Annotated in this window: 15 protein-coding genes; 8 read left to right on the top strand and 7 right to left on the bottom strand. The window is 47.5% G+C overall.

Going from position 1 to position 18,793, the window contains the following annotated elements; all coding sequences use genetic code 11:
* The first annotated feature begins 25 nt into the window (after positions 1 to 25).
* The gene (locus CXL14_RS01710) at positions 26 to 1,261 is read left to right on the top strand and encodes a proline utilization transcriptional regulator PutR (protein WP_003156600.1); all 1,236 of its coding nucleotides are present in this window, start codon (positions 26 to 28) and stop codon (positions 1,259 to 1,261) included.
* Positions 1,262 to 1,459: 198 nt separating this feature from the next.
* Positions 1,460 to 2,470 (top strand): NAD(P)/FAD-dependent oxidoreductase, encoded by a 1,011-nt coding sequence (locus tag CXL14_RS01705; RefSeq protein WP_014416863.1) that lies wholly within the window; start codon positions 1,460 to 1,462, stop codon positions 2,468 to 2,470.
* A gap of 54 nt (positions 2,471 to 2,524) precedes the next feature.
* Here the strand turns inward: CXL14_RS01705 and cobA are convergent, their stop codons facing one another.
* The 5 genes from cobA to nirB all read right to left on the bottom strand — a co-directional run bounded on the left by cobA (position 2,525) and on the right by nirB (position 11,361).
* Positions 2,525 to 3,964, bottom strand: coding sequence for a uroporphyrinogen-III C-methyltransferase (gene cobA / locus CXL14_RS01700; RefSeq protein WP_014416864.1), 1,440 nt, complete (start codon positions 3,962 to 3,964; stop codon positions 2,525 to 2,527).
* 66 nt (positions 3,965 to 4,030) lie between these two features.
* Positions 4,031 to 4,351, bottom strand: coding sequence for a nitrite reductase small subunit NirD (gene nirD / locus CXL14_RS01695; protein ID WP_014416865.1), 321 nt, complete (start codon positions 4,349 to 4,351; stop codon positions 4,031 to 4,033).
* A 20-nt stretch (positions 4,352 to 4,371) separates the two neighbouring features.
* Positions 4,372 to 6,789, bottom strand: coding sequence for an NADPH-nitrite reductase (gene nasD / locus CXL14_RS01690; protein WP_014416866.1), 2,418 nt, complete (start codon positions 6,787 to 6,789; stop codon positions 4,372 to 4,374).
* A gap of 119 nt (positions 6,790 to 6,908) precedes the next feature.
* A complete protein-coding gene (gene nasC / locus CXL14_RS01685) occupies positions 6,909 to 9,041 on the bottom strand; it encodes an assimilatory nitrate reductase catalytic subunit NasC (RefSeq protein WP_014416867.1) in 2,133 nt (710 codons plus the stop codon).
* On the bottom strand, positions 9,034 to 11,361 hold the full coding sequence (gene nirB, locus CXL14_RS01680; RefSeq protein ID WP_014416868.1) for a nitrite reductase large subunit NirB: 2,328 nt from the start codon (positions 11,359 to 11,361) through the stop codon (positions 9,034 to 9,036). The genes nasC and nirB overlap by 8 nt, the downstream gene beginning before the upstream one ends.
* A 181-nt stretch (positions 11,362 to 11,542) precedes the next feature.
* Between nirB and CXL14_RS01675 the strand changes: the two genes are divergently transcribed.
* The 6 genes from CXL14_RS01675 to CXL14_RS01650 all read left to right on the top strand — a co-directional run bounded on the left by CXL14_RS01675 (position 11,543) and on the right by CXL14_RS01650 (position 17,725).
* Positions 11,543 to 12,748 (top strand): MFS transporter, encoded by a 1,206-nt coding sequence (locus CXL14_RS01675; protein WP_014416869.1) that lies wholly within the window; start codon positions 11,543 to 11,545, stop codon positions 12,746 to 12,748.
* Between the two features lie 189 nt (positions 12,749 to 12,937).
* Complete coding sequence (locus CXL14_RS01670; RefSeq protein WP_014416870.1) at positions 12,938 to 14,140, top strand: GTP-binding protein; 1,203 nt, start codon at positions 12,938 to 12,940, stop codon at positions 14,138 to 14,140.
* A gap of 64 nt (positions 14,141 to 14,204) precedes the next feature.
* Positions 14,205 to 15,341 (top strand): zinc-dependent alcohol dehydrogenase, encoded by a 1,137-nt coding sequence (locus CXL14_RS01665; RefSeq protein WP_007609290.1) that lies wholly within the window; start codon positions 14,205 to 14,207, stop codon positions 15,339 to 15,341.
* Positions 15,342 to 15,355: 14 nt separating this feature from the next.
* Positions 15,356 to 15,790: an RDD family protein gene (locus tag CXL14_RS01660; protein ID WP_014416871.1), complete on the top strand. Its 435-nt coding sequence runs from the start codon at positions 15,356 to 15,358 to the stop codon at positions 15,788 to 15,790.
* A 116-nt stretch (positions 15,791 to 15,906) separates the two neighbouring features.
* Entirely contained in the window at positions 15,907 to 16,185 is a 279-nt protein-coding gene (locus CXL14_RS01655; RefSeq protein ID WP_263612330.1) for a YckD family protein, read from the top strand.
* Positions 16,186 to 16,288: 103 nt separating this feature from the next.
* Positions 16,289 to 17,725, top strand: coding sequence for a glycoside hydrolase family 1 protein (locus tag CXL14_RS01650; protein WP_014416872.1), 1,437 nt, complete (start codon positions 16,289 to 16,291; stop codon positions 17,723 to 17,725).
* Between the two features lie 40 nt (positions 17,726 to 17,765).
* Here CXL14_RS01650 and CXL14_RS01645 read toward each other — a convergent pair whose 3' ends face one another.
* On the bottom strand, positions 17,766 to 18,164 hold the full coding sequence (locus CXL14_RS01645) for a competence protein ComJ (protein WP_014416873.1): 399 nt from the start codon (positions 18,162 to 18,164) through the stop codon (positions 17,766 to 17,768).
* Positions 18,165 to 18,184: 20 nt separating this feature from the next.
* The gene (locus CXL14_RS01640; protein ID WP_003156588.1) at positions 18,185 to 18,622 is read right to left on the bottom strand and encodes a NucA/NucB deoxyribonuclease domain-containing protein; all 438 of its coding nucleotides are present in this window, start codon (positions 18,620 to 18,622) and stop codon (positions 18,185 to 18,187) included.
* Between the last annotated feature and the right edge of the window lie 171 nt (positions 18,623 to 18,793).

Here is an 18,793-nt window from a genome sequence, read left to right as displayed (position 1 = left end):
TAAAAAGAGCATAGGAGAAATAGGTATGGAAGAGCTTTTAGAGAGAGTTTTTTCATTTACGGACATTGATAAATTAATTGATTTCATCAGTTATGAATTGCAGAAGCCCGTTATTCTGGAAAGCGCGGATTTCTTTTTGCTTGCCTATAATTCTTATTACATTAATCACTTCGACTCCGCCAACCAGCAGACGATATTTTCAAAAAAATGCCCCGTGCAGATTTTTGAAAGGTTTCTGAAAGACGGGGTGATCGAAAAGCTGAAAACCGTTCCTGAACCGTTCCGTGTCGAAAAAATAGACAGTATCGGACTGAATCAGAGAGTGGTTGTAAGCGCAAAACATAAAGGGGAAGTGATGGGCTACATCTGGATTCAGGAGCTCGACCGAAACTTGACGGACGAGGAGCTCGATTTTTTATATGAAACTTCATTCCATGTCGGAAAAATCATCTATAAAACGAACCGGCTGAAACAGGAAAAAGAAGAGAGAGCGGAAGACCTGGTGAAACGGGCGATCTTTCAGCAATTCTCCTCTGAAAAGGAGTTCAGGCGGGAAGCGGAAAAGATGAACGCCGTGCTGCCGTCGGTTTTTTCAGTAGTCGTCCTGCACGCCGCAAATGGGGATGGGGAGGCAGTCGAAGATGTGAAGGAAAATATCAAATCGTACTTGAATTTGCGGGATAAAGTCAGTCACGTCTTAACCATTGATTCCAATATTGTCATCGTCGTCGCAAGCTTCTCGCAAAAAAGCTCCGGCACTTCGGCAGCATCTGAATTCATCCACAAACTGCTGACTCATTTTCACTTTCAGAAGATCCCCACTCCCATCTATATCGGAATCGGCAATGAATACAGCAGCATCCTGAAGCTCGGCAAAAGTTATATAGAGGCCCTTGAAGTCATAAAGGCCGCCGAAATTACCGGAAACCAGGAAAATATCCCGTATGAATACAGTAAGCTCGGGATTTACCGCTATCTTGAAAGCATCGAAGAAAAAAACGCCTCACTGGAATATGTAAACGATGATTTAGCGTTATTAAAAGCCAAAGACAGAGAAAGCAGTACCGAACTGCTGAAAACGTTAGAAATCTATCTCCTCAATAACTGCAAAACAAAACCAGCCGCAGAACAGCTTTTTATTCATCAAAACACATTGAACTACCGTATCAAACAGATTCTTGACATGACATCAATTAATTTAAACGACTTCAGGACAAGGTGCCAGCTGTATCTCGATATTATGCTGATGAAAAAGAGATAAAAAAGAAACCAGTCGCCGTACTGGTTTCAGTTTTAATACCTTCCCGCTTATCAATCTCAGAACCTCACTTCTGAATCACTCCTTTCCCGCAAGATGAGAAATGAATAAACACTGCTCCTCAATATGTGTTATACTTTCATTGATATTGATTCTCAATTAAAAATTTATGAAGTATAGATATAAACGGGAGGCACAACGATGGCGGAAAATCATGAGGTGTACGACGTCACGATTATAGGCGGAGGCCCGATCGGCCTGTTTGCGGCTTTTTATTGCGGGATGCGCGAGCTGAAAACGAAAGTGATCGAGTTTTTACCGCGGCTCGGGGGGAAGGTGTCTATGTTTTTCCCTGAAAAAATCATCCGTGATATCGGCGGAATACCCGGGATTGCCGGGGAACAGCTGATTAAGCAGCTGAAGGAACAGGCTGCGACATTTGAGCCGGATATCGTGTTGAATCAGCGGGTGACCGGATTTGAACGGCTGGATGACGGAACCATTGTGCTGGAAAGTTCCGAAGGGGAAAAGCACTATACACGCACGGTGATTTTGGCCGTCGGCATGGGGACGCTTGAGGTCAATGAACTTGACAGCGCGGATGCGAGCCGTTATTCGGGAAAGAACCTTCATTATAAGGTGGAGAAGCTTGATGCGTTTCAGGGGAAGCATGTCGTGATTTCCGGAGGGGGAGATACCGCGGTTGACTGGGCGAATGAGCTGGAACCGATTGCGGCGTCTGTTACCGTCTTGCACCGCAGGGAGGAGTTCGGCGGTTTGGAAAGCAGCGTGGCGAAAATGAAGCGGTCTTCCGTGCGGGTGCTTGCGCCGTATCGTCTGAAGCATCTCAACGGCACCGGAGAACGAATCGAGAGCGTCACCATTTGCCAAACTGAGTCCGGACTTTCTGAAGTCATCAAGCTTGATGAGCTCATTATCAACCACGGGTTTAAAATTGATCTCGGTCCGATGAAGGACTGGGGGCTTGAGATAGAAGAAGGCAGGATTAAAGCTGACAGACATATGCGGACGAATCTTCCGGGCGTGTTTGTCGCCGGTGACGCCGCCCATTATGAAAGCAAGCTCAGATTGATTGCGGGCGGTTTCACGGAGGGGCCGACCGCCGTGAACAGCGCCAAAGCCTATTTGGACCCGCAGGCGGAACAGATGGCGATGTATTCGACTCACCATAAAAAATTGGTGACACAATAAAAAAGGCTGACCCCCGATGTTGAGTCTGGGGGGTCAGAAAAGCATTCCGGCGTATCAGCTGTGAACGAGCATGTCTTTCATTTCATTTCGTATAAACGCAAATAACTGCTCCTGGTTTTTCACAGCGGTAAACCCGCAGCCGGCGGGGACGTCTTCGCCCATGCAGATGACGGGAGGGCGGTTTGCCGACGGATCCGGTGATATGCCGATTTGTTTTCCGGCGCTGATCAAATGCTGAGCGGATTCTTTGCCCGTACAGATAATCATTTGCAGAGGAGACTCACTGATCGTGCGTTCGATCATGGAAGTGAACCGCTCATCTGCGATATGTTCATGGGTGATATAAAGCGGGCATGATTTTGAGTCTGACAAGTTTTCTGCTGCTTGACGGCTTCCTACAATGAGCGAATGCGGAGAATCAATTTGACATTCGGATAGGAGAAAGCCCCGTTTTGTCAGTTCCGTCTTTGCGGCCTCAGTTGCTGCATTCAGGCTTGCGGTCACCCGGCGGATGTCGATCTGCTTGAAAGCCAGTGTATCAAAGAATTCGCATACCGCAAGGCGCGATGTGAAAAATAGTTGTTCAAAGGTGCTGATCTGATTCAGGATGTTTTCGTTTGCGGGCATTTTTTTAACGATCCGCTTCGGCCATTCAATAACATCGGCGCCATACTCGCGCAGCTTGTCTGTCAATGTATGTTCTTCATCGCCATGAGTGACAACCATGATATGCCGCCCGATGAACGGTTTGCTTTCAAACCAGCTGTGTGTTTGAAAATTGACAATATCACCGATGACGATAATGGCAGGGTTGGTGATGTTTTGGCTTTGAACTTTTTCATGGATGTCCTGAAGCGTTCCTTTAACGCTCCGCTGCCGCCCCCACGTCCCCCATTGAATGACGAGTACGGGAACGGAAGGGGATTTTCCGTACTCCGTAAGCTGCCGGCATATAAATGACAGATTTTTAACGCCCATGTAAAACACAAGCGTTTGAACGCTTCGGGCAAGCCCTTCCCAGTCGAGATTCGGCCTGCCTTGCAATGATGTATCATGAGCGGTGATCATCGCGAAGGACGAAGCGAAATCACGATGGGTGACGGGGACTCCCGCATACAGCGGCGCTGCGATACCCGAGGTGATGCCGGGCACCATTTCGTAGCGGATGCCGTGCCGATGAAGCGCCTCTGCTTCTTCGCCGACTCTGCCGAACACACTTGGGTCTCCGCCTTTCAAGCGGACGACGGTGCAGCCCTCCGCCGCTTTTTCAATCAGCAGGGCATTTATCTCAGACTGTTTCATAAAATGGCGGTCGGGCAGCTTTCCGCAATAAATGAACCGGCAGTCCGGTGAGGCATATTCAAGAAACTTTGGGTTTGCGAGCCGGTCATACAAAATGATATCCGCTTTCTCCAGAGCCTGTTTTCCTTTTACGGTGATCAGCCCCGGGTCTCCTGGGCCGGCACCGACAAAATATACGATTCCGTTTTTCATGATGGCGTCATCCCTTCAGCAATTTAAAAAATGAAGGACCACTTGAAAAAGTGATCCGGTCTTTGCTCAATACAGGAGGTATACATTCTCTCCTTCAATCAGTGTTTCGTATGTTTTGACACAGCCATGATCCGGCTCTTGGACTTTTCCGTCTTCTAAGGAGATTTTCCAGTCATGCATCGGGCAGAAGACGTATTCTCCGCTGACGATGCCTTCAGCCAGGACGCCCCCTTTATGGGGACAGCGGTTTTCGACGGCGCGGACGCTCCCGTCAGAAAGCTTAAATACGGCAAGCTCTTTATCTTCTATATATACGGTTTTTCCTAACTCCTCGGGTAATTCGTTTACTTTGCCTATGCAAATCTTTGTCATATCTTTATTAACCATGTCCGTTCCCCCTTATTGTTTTATGAAGTCGTGACGACATTCTCGAATAGATCTTTAGATGCTTTTTTATCTTTAAGGAAGTATTGCCACGGATCTTTGTGAACAGAGAGTGTTTCATTCATTCTGTCGTTGAGCTCCTGCCGTTTTTCCGGATCGTTTAATACGGATTGGACATGAGATAAACCGACGCGCTCAAGCCATGCGGATGTCCGCTCCAGATAGTTTGCCGTTTCTCTGTAGTACTGAAGGTAAGCCCCCGCATATTCTAAGACTTCTTCATTCGTTTTTACTTTCATCAGCAAATCACCGGCGCGCAAATGGGTTCCGCCGTTTCCGCCGACATAAAGCTCCCAGCCTCCGTCGATGCCGACAACGCCAAGGTCCTTAATGCCTGATTCCGCACAGTTCCGAGGGCAGGCGGACACGGCCATTTTGACCTTATGAGGCGTATTGAGCCCTTCGAATTTTTTCTCAAGCGCAATGCCCAGTGCCATGGAGTCTTGCGTGCCGAAGCGGCAGAATTGTTCGCCTACGCACGTTTTTACCGTGCGGAGTGTTTTTCCGTACGCGTAGCCTGACGGCATATCAAGCTCGGCCCATACTTTCGGCAGGTCTTCTTTTTTGACGCCGATGAGATCAATCCGCTGGCCGCCGGTCATTTTAACGAGCGGGATCTCATATTTGTCGACGACATCGGCGATCTTGCGGAGATCCTGAGAGTTGGTTACGCCGCCGTACATCCGGGGAACGACTGAGTATGTTCCGTCTTTTTGAATATTGGCGTGCATCCGTTCGTTCACAAAACGGGATGTTCTGTCATCCTCGTATGTAGCCGGATTAATCATGCCTAAGTAGTAGTTGAGGGCAGGACGGCATTTGGAGCAGCCCTCCGGCGTTTTCCAGCCGAGCACGTTCATGATTTCTCTTGTATGGGACAGCCCTTTGGTCCTGATTTCTTCTACGACTTCATCTCTCGACAGTGATGTGCAGCCGCAAATCGCTTCTTTTTGCGCGGACGCGTCAAATTCTGAGCCCAGTGTATATTGAAGAATGTCTTCCACGAGCGGTTTACAGCCTCCGCAGGAACGGGATGCCCCGGTGCATGCTTTGATTTCGTCCGTTGATGTGCAGCCTTTTTCCTGAATGGCTTGAATAATCGCGCCTTTTGAAACGCCGTTGCATCCGCAGATGATTTCATCGTCGCTCATCGCCGCGGTCATGCTTGCGCCTGCTTCCTGATCAAGAGGCTGTAAGATTGATATTTTGGAGGTTTCAGAGATATCGGCTTCTTTTTGAATCATTGAAAACAGGCGGCTGCCCTCGCTGCTGTCTCCGAACAAAACAGCGCCGACAATTTGATTGCCCCTCAGGACGATTTTTTTATAAATGCCGTCCTGCTCATCGAACACTTTAATCGCTTTTTTGTCCTCTGATTCGTTAAAGTCACCGGCAGAGAAGACTTCGACGCCTGATACCTTTAATTGAGTGGAGAGAACGGAGCCTTCATACGGTTTTGTTTCAATGCCGCAAATATGCTTTGCGAGCACTTTTGCCTGTTCATAGAGCGGCGCCACAAGACCGTATGCGATTCCGCGGTGCTCGGCACATTCACCGACCGCGTAAATGTGCGGAATGTCAGTCTGCATATAATCATTAACAATGATTCCGCGGTTTACCGGAATGCCGCTTTCTGTGCCAAGCTGTGTATTCGGGCGGATGCCGACCGCCATGACGACCAGGTCAGCTTCGATGCTTGTGCCGTCTTTGAAGCGTACCCCTTCGACACGGTCAGTACCGAGAATTTCTTCTGTTTGCTTTTCAAGGAAAAAGGTCATGCCTTGTTTTTCTAATTCGTTTTGCAGCAGGCGTCCCGCCGCTGCGTCAAGCTGGCGCTCCATCAGGAATGGGGCGAGGTGGATGACAGACACGTCCATTCCGAGATTCAGCAGTCCGCGTGCGGCTTCCAAACCCAGCAGTCCTCCGCCGATGACGGCTGCTTTTTTATATTGTTTTGACGCGGCGAGCATCGTGTCGGTATCTTTTATGTCCCGGAATGCCGTGACGCCTTGTTTGTCTGCGCCCGGAATCGGAAGGATAAAAGGGACAGAGCCTGTCGCCAGGATGAGTTCATCGTAAGGCTGGATTCTGTCTGCATCGGTGATGACGGTTTTGTTTTCCGTGTCGACTTTGATGACTGTTTCACCGGTATACAGCTGAATGTTGTTTTCTTTGTACCAGTTCCAATCGTTTAACGTAATGTCTTGAATGTCGGTATCGCCTTGCAGCACTTTTGACAGAAGGATTCGGTTATAGTTGGGATGAGGTTCGGCCCCGAATATTGTAATCTCAAATTCGTCTTTTGAAACACGCAGTATTTCTTCAATCGCTCTTACCCCGGCCATTCCATTTCCAACAAGGACTAGCTGTTTTTTTCCCATCAGATGATCCGCTCCTTATCTTTGTTTTTTTTAGCGTAGCACAGCAAAAACAAATATTTAAGATGCATGTTATGAAATGTAACAAAAAATACTAAAAAATCTAAAAATTTTATGAAAAATTATATAGGGCTGATTCGTACCGCGCACATCTTAAAACCGGGCATTTTACAGTCCGGGTCCAAGGCTTCACCAATTAAATCGTTGACGTTTTGCGTGTCAGACCAATGGATGGGGACAAACAACGTGTCTTTTCGTACGTTCTCCGACCATCTGCTCCGGACCGTGATGCTGCCCCGGGGGGATTCTATCTTCACGAGAACACGGTCTTCGATATGATAGTCGGCCGCCGTTTTTGGGTGGATTTCCACAAAGGATTCGAAATGTCTTGCAGCCAAGGCAGAGCTTTTTCTCGTTTGGACGCCTGTTAAGTAGTGAGACATGACTCTGCCTGTCGTTAAATAAAGCGGATAATCGGCTGTCGGCTTCTCTTTCGGGATGGCCGGTTCGTTTGGAATCACACTTAATGCCGCTTTTTGATCCGGATGAGCAAATGATTCTGTAAACAAGCGCCCGGTTCCGGGATGATCAGATTCCGGACACGGCCAATGAATGCCGCCTTCACGTCTGAGCCTGTCGTATGAGATGCCTGAATAATCGGCAATCCCGCCTCGGCTCGCTTCTCTCAATTCATTAAAAATATCCTCCGCTGACGTATAAGAAAAGTAGCGGCCCTTGCCGAGAGCGGATGCGAGATCACAAATGATCTGCCAATCATGCTTTGCTTCGCCGGGACATGGCCGGCTCGCTTCTCTTAATGTCACGCGGCCTTCTACATTTGTCATCGTGCCTTCATCTTCTAAGTAAGAGGAGGCGGGTAAAATCACATCCGCGAATGCCGCGGTCTCAGAAATAAATAAGTCAACTGCGACAAAAAATCTCAGTTTCTTGATTGCCTGCTTGACGAAATTCGCATTTGGGCCGGAAACAGCCGGATTGGAACACATGAGAAACAGTCCTTTGATGTCGCCGCTATCTATTTTTTCTATCATTTCATAGGCTGAGACGCCTTTTCGCGGCAGCTCATCCTGATGAATCCCCCACACCTTCGCAATATGCGCCCGGTGTTCTTCAATTTCGATAGAACGGTAGCCCGGAAGCTGATCCGCTTTTTGGCCGTGTTCTCTCGCGCCTTGTCCGTTGCCTTGACCGGTAATCGCCCCGTAACCTGAGAAGGGCTTGCCGATTTTTCCGGTGATCAGCACCATATTTAAGAAAGCTTTCACCGCCGCGGTACCGTCAGTCTGCTGTTCGATCCCCCGCGCTGTAAACAGCATGCCGGATGTTTCCTTGGCAAACTTCACGGCGGCCTTTCGCATATGCTCCAAAGGCACACTTGTCTGCTCGGAAATCTCTTTCAGATCCAAAGCGTCGGTATGCCGTTTGAGCTTATTGAATCCGTTTGTGCGTGTGCGGATAAAGTCTTTGTCTGTAAGCTGTTCGTCAATGCAGATTTTGACGAGTCCGTTTGCCAGGGCGGCGTCTGTGCCGGGCTTGATTTTCAGGTGAAGATCGGCTATTTTGGTCGTCGCCGTTTCCCGGGGATCAATGGCGATAATGTAAGCCCCGTTTTCTTTCGCTTTATCAAAATACGGCATGATCGTCGGCTGGCATTCCGCGATATTGGTGCCTGCCAGGATGATGACACGTGTATGCGGAATGTCCGATAATGGATTCGTCAGGCCCCTGTCCGCGCCGAATGTCTGGCCGGCCGCCGTTGCTGCGGCAGACATACAGAGCCGCCCGTTGTAATCGATGTATTTCGTCTGTAAGCCGACCCGTGCGAACTTTCCAAGCAGATAGGCTTCTTCATTTGTAATTGAGGCGCTCCCATAGACGGCCATCGCATCATTGCCGTGTTCGGTTTGGATCAGATTGATTTGTTCCTTTATGCGATTCAGTGCTTCAGCCCAAGAGACAGGCACAAATTCACCGTTTTTTTTAAGCAGGGGGCGTGTAATGCGGGAAGAGTGCACGGCATGCTGATGGGCATTCATGCCTTTTGTACATAAACGGCCATGTGTCGTCGGATTATCAATGCCGATTGCAGTGTATTTCTTCCGTGCCGCGAAGGTTTGTTCCGTAAGCTGCATTTTGCATTGCATGCTGCAGAACGGGCATTGCGTCTCATATGTTTTTTCCGATTGGACATCTTGCAGTTTGTCACGGAAATAACGGAGCATCGGTTCAGTCAAAAAGCTTCATCCTTTCGTATGGCGTTTTCCCGGCAGACAGGTTTTGCAGCAGGGATATGTCTGAACGGAGATTTTTCAGAAGCTGTGTCCGCATATCTTCTTCAAACAGCATTTCTCTGATATGGACGAGGCCGAGTCTGTCAACCCATTGATAAATCGCTTCGTTGTAGTGAGCCGTTTCGCGATAATATTGAATAAGGCCTTTCATCATAGCGGCGGTACTGTCTTCGTTATTCGTCACACAAAAAAGGATGCCGGCGCGGGCTTGTTTTCCGCGGACGCCCCCGATATAAATTTCCCAGCAAGTTTGTGTCTGAAGCACGCCGATATCCTGAATGTAAGCATCGCTGCAATTGTTTTCACATGACAAGCTGACGGATACATAAGCGGGGACGGCAAGTGTGTCGGTATCTCGTTCAATCCTGCTTGCCAGCTCTTGAAAGGAGCGATGCTGTCCGCACGTACATGCTTTGATTTGAATCGTCCAGCGGTGCCGGGGGGAGAAAACCGGCATGTTCAGTGCTTTTCTGATGCTTGCAAGGTCATTTGGCCTGATTCCGGAAAGCTTCAGCCGGTGACTGTCAGTAATTGAAACGCCGGGGATGCCGTATGTTTCAATGACGTTTGCGATGTTTTTGAGCTCTCCCGCACTTGTCAGTCCGCCGTACATTTGCGGAATCAGGGTGCATGTCTCTTCTGCCGATATTTCATTGAACTGCATAAAATCAGGCCGCATCCTTTCCAGGTAGTAGTGAAGCGCCGGAATACAAATGCGGCAGCCGTTTTCTGTTTTCCAGCCGATCACTTCCATCACCTCGGCGGTATCAGTGAATGGACGGCGCCGAAGTTCGGCGATGACTTCTTCTTCCGTCAAATCGGTGCAGCCGCAAAACGAAGGCTGGCGGGAAGGTTTTGTGTAATCATCGCTTGCCATATACTTCAGCAAGTCTTCGACGAGCGGTCTGCATCCCCCGCAAGACCCGGACGCTTTTGTCATGTGCTTCACTTCCTCCGCGGTTTTTAAGCCATATTTGTTCACCGCTTCTTCAATGGAGCCCTTGGTCACTGAGCTGCATTGGCAAATGGTTTCATGGAGAGGCATGGATTCAAAGGATATACCGCCTTGATCGGGTTCCATGAGCTGTTTTTTCACGATGGAAATGTCCCTTTGCTTCACAAGACTGTCGAGAAGCCGATGTTTACCGCGCGTGTCCCCGAATAAAATAAAGCCGGCCGGTTTATCGTCCTCAAAGAGCGCTTTTTTGTAGATGCCTGCATGCTCGTCATGGAGCAATATGCCGGCTGTGTGTTCATCCTCGTGCACCTTTCCTGCCGACCATACATCAATACCGGCTATTTTTAAGGCCGCAGATTGTGCAAAGCCTTGAAACCCTTCGCACGGAACGCCGCATAGATGCTGTGCGAGCACTTTTCCCTGTTCATAAAGCGGTGCAGCCAATCCGTATACAATCCCGTCATGCTCCGCGCATTCACCGACGGCATACACATTCGGTTTGTTCGTCTGCATGAATTGATTGACGATGATTCCTCGGTTCACTGAAAGTCCGGCAGATGCAGCCAATCGGATATTGGGCCTCACACCGGCGGCCATGACAATCAGGTCTGCTTCTATGGAAGAACCGTCTTTGAAACGGATGCCTTCCGCCCGTGAGTTTCCTGTAATGGATGCCGTGTCTTTCTCTAAAAGAAAGACTAAGCCTTTTCGCTCCAGTTCTTTCTGCAGCAGATGGGATGCCGTTTGATCAAGCTGTTTTTGCATAATGGCGGAAGAGTGGTGAATGACGCTGACGTCCATGCCGAGCTGCCGTAAGCCGACGGCCGCTTCAAGACCTAATAAACCGGCGCCGATGACCGCCGCCTTTTGATACCGGCCGGCCGCATTGATAAGGGATTGGCAGTCTTCTATTGTCCGAAAGCCGTACACACCTTCTTTCTCTGCTCCGGGTATGGGGAGAATATAAGGAGAGGAGCCAGTTGCCGCGATGAAATGATCGTAAGTCATGCTGCGCTTCCGATCCGTTGTGACAACCTGCCGTTCTGTATCAATGTGTACAACCGTTTCTCCCGTGTAAAGCGTAATTCCGTTTTTTTCGTACCATTCGCGGCTATTCAGCGTAATGTCATCAAGCGAAACCTCACCTTGTAAAACGGAGGATAAGAGAATGCGATTGTAATTGGGATGAGGTTCGGTTCCGAAAATAACAATCTCAAACATGTCACGGTTCATCTTTAAAATGTGTTCAATACAGCGGATTCCGGCCATTCCGTTCCCTGCAACAATTAATCGTTGTTTCTTCATTCGGCAAACCTCCTTTGCAGCTGCCTGTAAGTTTTGCTTCTCTATGAGAAATTATGGCACATTGCCTGATTAACGCATTAAATGTGTCGCATTATCTTACACATGTCTTTTCCGGTGAATGCCGGTCATATATTCTTGATTCAGCAATTTGAAATGATAGAAGACCGGAAAGGAGAATGTTATGAAGCTGTCGGAATTAAAAACAAGCGGCCATCCGCTCACTCTGCTCTGTTCCTTCTTATATTTTGATGTGAGTTTTATGATTTGGGTCATGCTGGGGGCGCTCGGCGTTTATATTTCTCAGGATTTCGGGTTATCTTCTTTTGAAAAAGGATTTGTCGTGGCTCTTCCGATCTTATCAGGATCTGTGTTTCGGATCATTTTAGGTGTGTTAACGGACAGGATCGGTCCGAAGAAAACAGCCGTGATCGGGATGCTGATTACAATGATCCCGCTGCTTTGGGGGGCATTCGGCGGCCGTTCTTTGACTGAGCTGTATGCGATCGGCATTCTGCTGGGCGTGGCGGGCGCAAGTTTTGCTGTCGCGCTTCCGATGGCGAGCCGGTGGTATCCGCCTCACTTGCAGGGGCTTGCGATGGGGATAGCAGGTGCCGGCAACAGCGGCACTTTGTTTGCGACATTGTTCGGTCCCCGCCTCGCAGAACAGTTTGGGTGGCACAGTGTAATGGGAATTGCGCTTCTTCCGTTGATGATCGTTTTTATACTGTTTATCGTCATGGCGAAGGACTCTCCTGCACAGCCCGCACCGCAGCCGCTTAAAAACTATCTTCACGTTTTCAGGCAGAAGGAGACATGGTGTTTCTGTCTTTTGTACGGCGTCACTTTCGGAGGTTTTGTGGGATTATCAAGTTTTTTGGCGATTTTTTTCGTTGATCAATATCAATTGTCAAAAATCCATGCCGGTGATTTCGTCACAATATGTGTTGCAGCGGGCAGTTTCTTTCGCCCTGCAGGAGGCTGGATTTCAGACCGTGCGGGAGGTGCGAAAGTTCTCGCTGTACTGTTTGTCATCGCGGCTCTGTGTATGGCGGGAGTCAGCAGCCTGCCTCCGCTTTCAACGGTGATCGTTCTGTTGTTTATCGGAATGATGGCGCTCGGTATGGGCAACGGAGCAGTATTTCAGCTTGTCCCTCAGCACTTTGCAAAAGAAATCGGAATGGTGACGGGAATCGTCGGAGCGGCCGGCGGCATAGGAGGTTTTTTCCTTCCCAATATTTTAGGATCATTGAAGCAGATGACGGGAACTTATGCGATCGGTTTTATCTCTTTTTCATGTATCGCATTGCTCGCATTTGTGCTTGTTCTGGCCGCAGGCTATTTTTGGAGAAAAAGCTATGGCACTGAAAACAGTCCTGCGGATGTTTAAGTTTGGGCGGAAGACACGTATGACAGCGTGTCTTTTTTATGATTGATTATTTTTCACTTGATTTTAAACGGAGAATATATCAGAATAAATAGTAACGGTTACGATTTATAACAATGTACATCATGATGAAAAAGGGGCAGGTGCGGGATATAAATCGTAATCATTCTATTTTGTCAGGAGGCTATTTATATGAAAAAAATTCCGGTTACAGTATTGAGCGGCTATCTTGGTGCCGGAAAGACGACCGTTTTGAATCATATTTTACAAAACCGCAACGGTTTAAAAATTGCCGTCATCGTCAATGACATGAGCGAAGTAAATATAGACGCGGGATTGGTGAAGCAGGGAGGCGGCTTGTCAAGGACGGATGAGAAACTCGTAGAATTATCCAACGGCTGTATCTGCTGCACGCTGCGTGAGGATCTATTAGTCGAAGTTGAGAAACTCGCGAAAGACGGCAGATTTGATTATATTGTGATTGAATCAACAGGGATCAGCGAACCGATTCCCGTTGCCCAGACATTTTCTTATATAGATGAAGAAATGGGCATTGATCTGACAACATTCTGCAGGCTGGACACAATGGTGACCGTGGTGGATGCAAACCGCTTCTGGCATGATTTCCAGTCCGGTGACAGCCTTCTTGACCGGAAGGAAGCGGCGGGAGAAGAGGATGAACGGGTGATTGCCGATTTATTAATTGACCAAATCGAGTTTTGTGATGTGCTCATTTTAAATAAATGCGACATGGTGGGCGAAAAAGAGCTTGAACAGCTGGAAACGGTCCTTCGCGCATTACAGCCCCGTGCCAGACTGATCCGGTCCGTCCGCGGAGAAGTGCCCGCCGAATACATATTGAATACCGGTTTATTTGAGTTTGAGGAAGCGAGTTCATCAGCAGGATGGATAAAGGAACTGACGGCAGGTCATGAAGCGCACACTCCGGAAACGGAAGAGTACGGCATCACTTCGTTTGTGTACTCGCGGCGTCTGCCGTTTCATACCGCTCGTTTTGACAGCTGGCTGCATCAATCAATCCCTGACAACATTGTGCGCGCAAAAGGAATTGCTTGGTGCGCAACCCGCAACAGCCTTGCGCTGCTGATGTCTCAGGCGGGTCCGGCGGTTTCGATTGAGCCTGTTTCTTATTGGGTGGCGGCAATGCCGAAACTTGAGCAGGAGCAGATCAAACAGCAGGAACCGGAGATTCTGGAAGATTGGGACGACCAATTCGGAGACCGTCATACGAACCTGGTGTTTATCGGAACAGATTTAGATGAAGCAGCCATTACAAAGGAATTGGATCAGTGCCTGCTCACGCCGTCTGAGTTCGATTCCGATTGGTCGCAGCTTGAAGATCCTTTTCAATGGGATATTCAGCGGGCCGAATAACATACCGGCCAAGTTTAGAAGCAGGTGAAAAGGGAAGGAGTGATGAAAAAGGAGCTGACCAAGTGTGAAAGCACTGACATACCAAGGAAAAGAACATATGGAAGTGAAAGAAGTCCCGGCACCCGCCATTCAAGATGAGAGAGATGTCATCGTTCGAATCACCGCAACCGGGATATGCGGTTCAGACCTTCATTTATATAAAAACGGAATACCCGCCGATCCGGGTTATATCGTCGGGCATGAGCCGATGGGAATCGTTGAAGAAACGGGCAGTCAAGTCAAAAAGCTGAAAAAAGGCGACCGGGTCGTGATTCCTTTTAACATCGGCTGCGGAGAATGTCATTATTGCAAGCACCAGATGGAAAGCCAGTGTGATGAATCAAATCCAAACCCTCATACAGATGCCGGCGGCTTATTCGGTTTCTCGGAGTTTAACGGTAATTATCCCGGCGGGCAGGCTGAATATTTACGTGTTCCTTATGCTGATTTCTCTTCTTTTCTGGTTCCGGCAGACAGTGAGCTTGAAGATGAGCAGGTGCTGCTTCTGTCAGATGTCATGCCGACCGCCTTTTGGAGCGTCCAGCACAGCGGAGTGAAAAAAGGGGATACAGTCGTTATTCTGGGATCAGGCCCGATCGGCTTAATGGCGCAAAAATTCGCGTGGAAAAAAGGAGCTAAACGGGTTATCGCAGTTGATCAAGTCCCGCACCGCCTTGAACATGCGAGACGCATAAACGGAGCAGAGACCTTCAATTTTTCAGAACATGATGAGATCGGGAAACTGCTGCATGAACAAACGTCAGGGGGCGCGGATGTAGTGATTGATTGTGTCGGAATGGACGGCACGCCGCTTTCAAAAGAAAAAACAGAGCAAAAACCGAATCAGTTCGGAACGATCAGTCCGATTCTTACAGCATCAGAAGCCGTTAAGAAGTTCGGAACCGTGCAGCTCACGGGCGCATACATTTCTGAAGCGGACGGCTTTCCGCTCGGCGATTTTTTCACACGCAACGTTTCTTTAAAAATGGGCCAGGCACCCGTTATTCATCTGATGCCGATGCTGTATCAAATGATCGAACAAAATGAAATTGATCCGACGGATATCATTACACACAAAATGAGTCTTGCGGAAGCTCCTGCTGCATATGATATATTTGACAAAAAAGAAGATGGCAACATTAAAGTGATTTTGAAGCCATAGCGAGGAGAAACACGATGAATATTTACAGACCGGCGGGATTTTGGATCAGATTGGGAGCCGTGGTACTCGACTATTTAATTACTTCAGTGCCTTTGGCGATTATTTTTATGCTGGCAACAGGAAAAGATCCGAATGAGAGCGCAATGATCAGCATTATTTTGACTCTTTATGGTATTTTGCTCCCTGTATACTGGAACGGTTATGTTATCGGCAAAAAGATCTGCGGTATCCGCATCGTCAAAAAAGACGGAACTCAGGTAGGCTTTCTCACTATGATTTTGAGAGTGCTTGTGGGCGGCCTGATATATGGCGTGACGTTTGGAATCGGTGTGATCGTGAGCGCATTCATGGTCGGAATGAGAGAAGACAGACGGTCAATCCACGATTTTGTAGCAGGAACGTATGTCACATACGCGCTGCCGGACGAATCGATTGAAAAGAGCGAATAATTTCGCTCTTTTTTTGCATAAAAAATGGATGGGGGAGCAACATATAACAAACGTTAAAGGAGGAAAGAGTCATGAAAAAAGCTGCATTGTCTTTAGCTGCGTTTTTCATTACAGCAATGGTTTTCACAATGCCGGCACACGCCGCCGGAACAAAAATGCCTTCAACAATGTCACTCACGGAACAGCAGAAAAAAGAAATTGAATCACTTGAAAAAGAAGTGCTCGAAAAACGAAAACATGTCATATCCAAATATGTTGAGTACGGGGTCCTGCCGAAAGAAAAAGCAGAACATATTAAACAGCATATGGACAGGCGCTTTAACATGATGAAACAAAATGGGTTTGTCCCGAAGCCTCCGCCTCATAAATTGGAAAAGCGGCATCATCATTCTTAAGCATCCGGCAAGCCGGATGCTTTTTTGTTTTTATCGGGATTGCTCTGAAACGCGTTTCATAACGTATGATATCAATATCATACGCATCAGGAGGATGAAACACATGATACATAAAAAACAGGGCCTGTTCCCTGATACATTTCTATGGGGGTCAGCCTCGGCTGCCTATCAGGTTGAAGGAGCCTGGAATAAAGACGGTAAAGGACCTTCAGTATGGGACTTATTCACGAAAATACCGGGTAAAACGTTTAAAGGCTCAAATGGCGATACAGCAGTCGGCCATTATGAGCGCTATAAAGAAGATATCGCCTTGATGGCAGAAATGGGTTTGAAAGCTTACCGATTTTCTGTCAGCTGGCCGAGAATTTTTCCGAATGGCAGAGGGGAAATTAACGAATCAGGGATCGCATTTTACGAAGACCTGATCGATGAATTGATTTCTAACGATATTGAGCCGGTGCTGACTCTTTATCATTGGGACTTGCCTCAGGCGCTGATGGATGAATACGGCGGCTTTGAATCAAGAAAAATTATTGATGATTTTAATGATTACTGCATTGCGTTATACAAAAGATTTGCCGGCAAGGTGAAATACTGGGTCACGTTAAATGAGCAGAATTATAATTTTCATAACGGGTTTATAACAGCTGCACATCCGCCCGGCGTAAAGGACAGAAAACGATTTTATGCAGCGAATCATATCGCATTTTTAGCTAATGCCAAAGCGATTGAATCCTTCAGACAATATGTTCCTGACGGTTTGATCGGCCCGAGCTTCGCTTATTCACCGGCTTATCCGCTTACAAGTCACCCTGAAGACATAACTGCATTTGAAAACGCAGAGGAATTTATGAACCATTGGTGGCTTGATATGTATTGCCGGGGGACTTATCCGCAAATTCCTTTCAATTATTTAAAGGAAAAGGGCTGGGCGCCCGCCATTGAAGCCGGGGATATGGAATTGCTTGCGAAAGGCAAGCCGGATTTTATCGGTGTTAATTATTATCAGACGATTACGTACGAAAGAAATCCTCTTGATGGTGTATCGGAGGGGAAAATGAACACGACTGGTCAGAAAGGGACAAACCAGGATACCGGTATACCGGGGCTGTTTAAAACGAAAAAGAATCCTAACCTCGTGACGAGTAATTGGGATTGGACGATTGACCCGATAGGTCTGCGCATCGGCCTTCGGCGTATAACGAGCCGCTATGAGCTGCCGGTTTTTATAACAGAAAACGGGCTGGGGGAATTCGATAAAATAGAAGAAGACGGCTCAATTCAGGATGACTACAGAATTGACTATTTACGCTCCCATCTTGAACAGTGCAGAGAGGCCATTAGTGATGGAGTTCATCTCATCGGCTACTGCAGCTGGTCATTCACGGATCTGTTAAGCTGGCTGAACGGCTATCAAAAACGCTACGGTTTTGTCTATATCAATCGAGATGAAGAAGATGAAAAAGATTTGAAACGGATCAGGAAAAAAAGTTTTTATTGGTATCAGAATGTAATTGAAACAAACGGTAAAAGTTTATAAAAGTTCCCTGAGAGAAATATGATTCTCTCAGGGATTTCTTTTACATTGCGGCTGCATCAATAATATACGTATCCGCATGAAGATCGGATATTTCGGCAGGCACTGAATAACAGGTAAGGCTGTATCGGCCTTTCGGAATATTAAAAGAAAGCCGCTTTGACATCACGCTTTCAATCTCAATTCCATCTTTTACAGCCTCAAAGGGAACAGTCGCTTTTTTCTCATAGGATGGTACCGGTTCACTTGTGTTAAGCCTGAGGACGATAAATGCCCTCGTATTTCTCCTTGCTTCAAATGAAACAGCTCCGTCAGCTTCCGCATATCCTTTTTCAATAGCTTCATCGGTCCAATCGATAACAGGCGGTTCTGAATCTTTTTGGAAGATTGTAAATTGATGATAAGAAATGGCCAGTTCTTGCGGTTTCCATGATTTAATCAATGCGCTGTTCCTCCTGTTTTTTACTTGATTTTAAATAATACTCTCGTTCCGTCGGGATCATTGGTAAGCTGGTGTCCGACCCAAGAGCCGGCTCCGCGGTTGTCTGCCGGAGAAATATATTCTACGGAGGCATTATTTCCGCCCTGTTTACAAACCGCCATCGGCCATTCATCCCTATCGTATCCCGTTTTGACAGGCACATGTTTAAGAGATTGCTCACGCCGCTTATGTACTCCGTCTCTGTCAATGGTGCATATGCTGGAATGTCCTTCTTTTATCGCGTCCTTAATATGCTTTGCTGTTTCCGGATATCGATCGGACGGAAATAGGATTACCTTGTCGTAATCACTCTTCTGAACGGTCTGCTCGTTATCTGAGAAAAGATCACCCTTGATCAGGGCCGCGACTGCTCCGGCAATGATGATAAGAACAAGCAGCAGTGCTTTTAATGTTTTCAAGAGTATCAATCACCTCCAGTTTTAAATTGCTGTTAAGCTGGTCCAAGAATAAAGCAGAATCGGCCGGCTGTAAAGCTGTTAAAATATATTTCTCAGCCGCAATTCAGCTGAATATCTGTAAAACCATCCGCACAAATCAACTTTATTCATTAAAAATTCGATCAGAAAGTG

It is taken from the genome of Bacillus sp. SJ-10 (assembly GCF_002843505.1).
GTDB lineage: Bacteria > Bacillota > Bacilli > Bacillales > Bacillaceae > Bacillus > Bacillus velezensis.
The sequence above is the reverse complement of the archived record's forward strand: the minus strand, read 5'-3'. Positions and strand labels throughout refer to the sequence as shown.

Bases quoted from the DNA above. Each gene is read 5' to 3' on its own strand.
- nirD (WP_014416865.1), bottom strand. From the start codon at position 4,351: ATGGTTAATAAAGATATGACAAAGATTTGCATAGGCAAAGTAAACGAA.
- CXL14_RS01705 (WP_014416863.1), top strand. From the start codon at position 1,460: ATGGCGGAAAATCATGAGGTGTACGACGTCACGATTATAGGCGGAGGC.
- cobA (WP_014416864.1), bottom strand. From the start codon at position 3,964: ATGAAAAACGGAATCGTATATTTTGTCGGTGCCGGCCCAGGAGACCCG.
- CXL14_RS01670 (WP_014416870.1), top strand. From the start codon at position 12,938: ATGAAAAAAATTCCGGTTACAGTATTGAGCGGCTATCTTGGTGCCGGA.
- nasD (WP_014416866.1), bottom strand. From the start codon at position 6,789: ATGGGAAAAAAACAGCTAGTCCTTGTTGGAAATGGAATGGCCGGGGTA.
- nirB (WP_014416868.1), bottom strand. From the start codon at position 11,361: ATGAAGAAACAACGATTAATTGTTGCAGGGAACGGAATGGCCGGAATC.
- CXL14_RS01655 (WP_263612330.1), top strand. From the start codon at position 15,907: ATGGTTTTCACAATGCCGGCACACGCCGCCGGAACAAAAATGCCTTCA.
- CXL14_RS01710 (WP_003156600.1), top strand. From the start codon at position 26: ATGGAAGAGCTTTTAGAGAGAGTTTTTTCATTTACGGACATTGATAAA.
- CXL14_RS01675 (WP_014416869.1), top strand. From the start codon at position 11,543: ATGAAGCTGTCGGAATTAAAAACAAGCGGCCATCCGCTCACTCTGCTC.
- CXL14_RS01650 (WP_014416872.1), top strand. From the start codon at position 16,289: ATGATACATAAAAAACAGGGCCTGTTCCCTGATACATTTCTATGGGGG.
- CXL14_RS01660 (WP_014416871.1), top strand. From the start codon at position 15,356: ATGAATATTTACAGACCGGCGGGATTTTGGATCAGATTGGGAGCCGTG.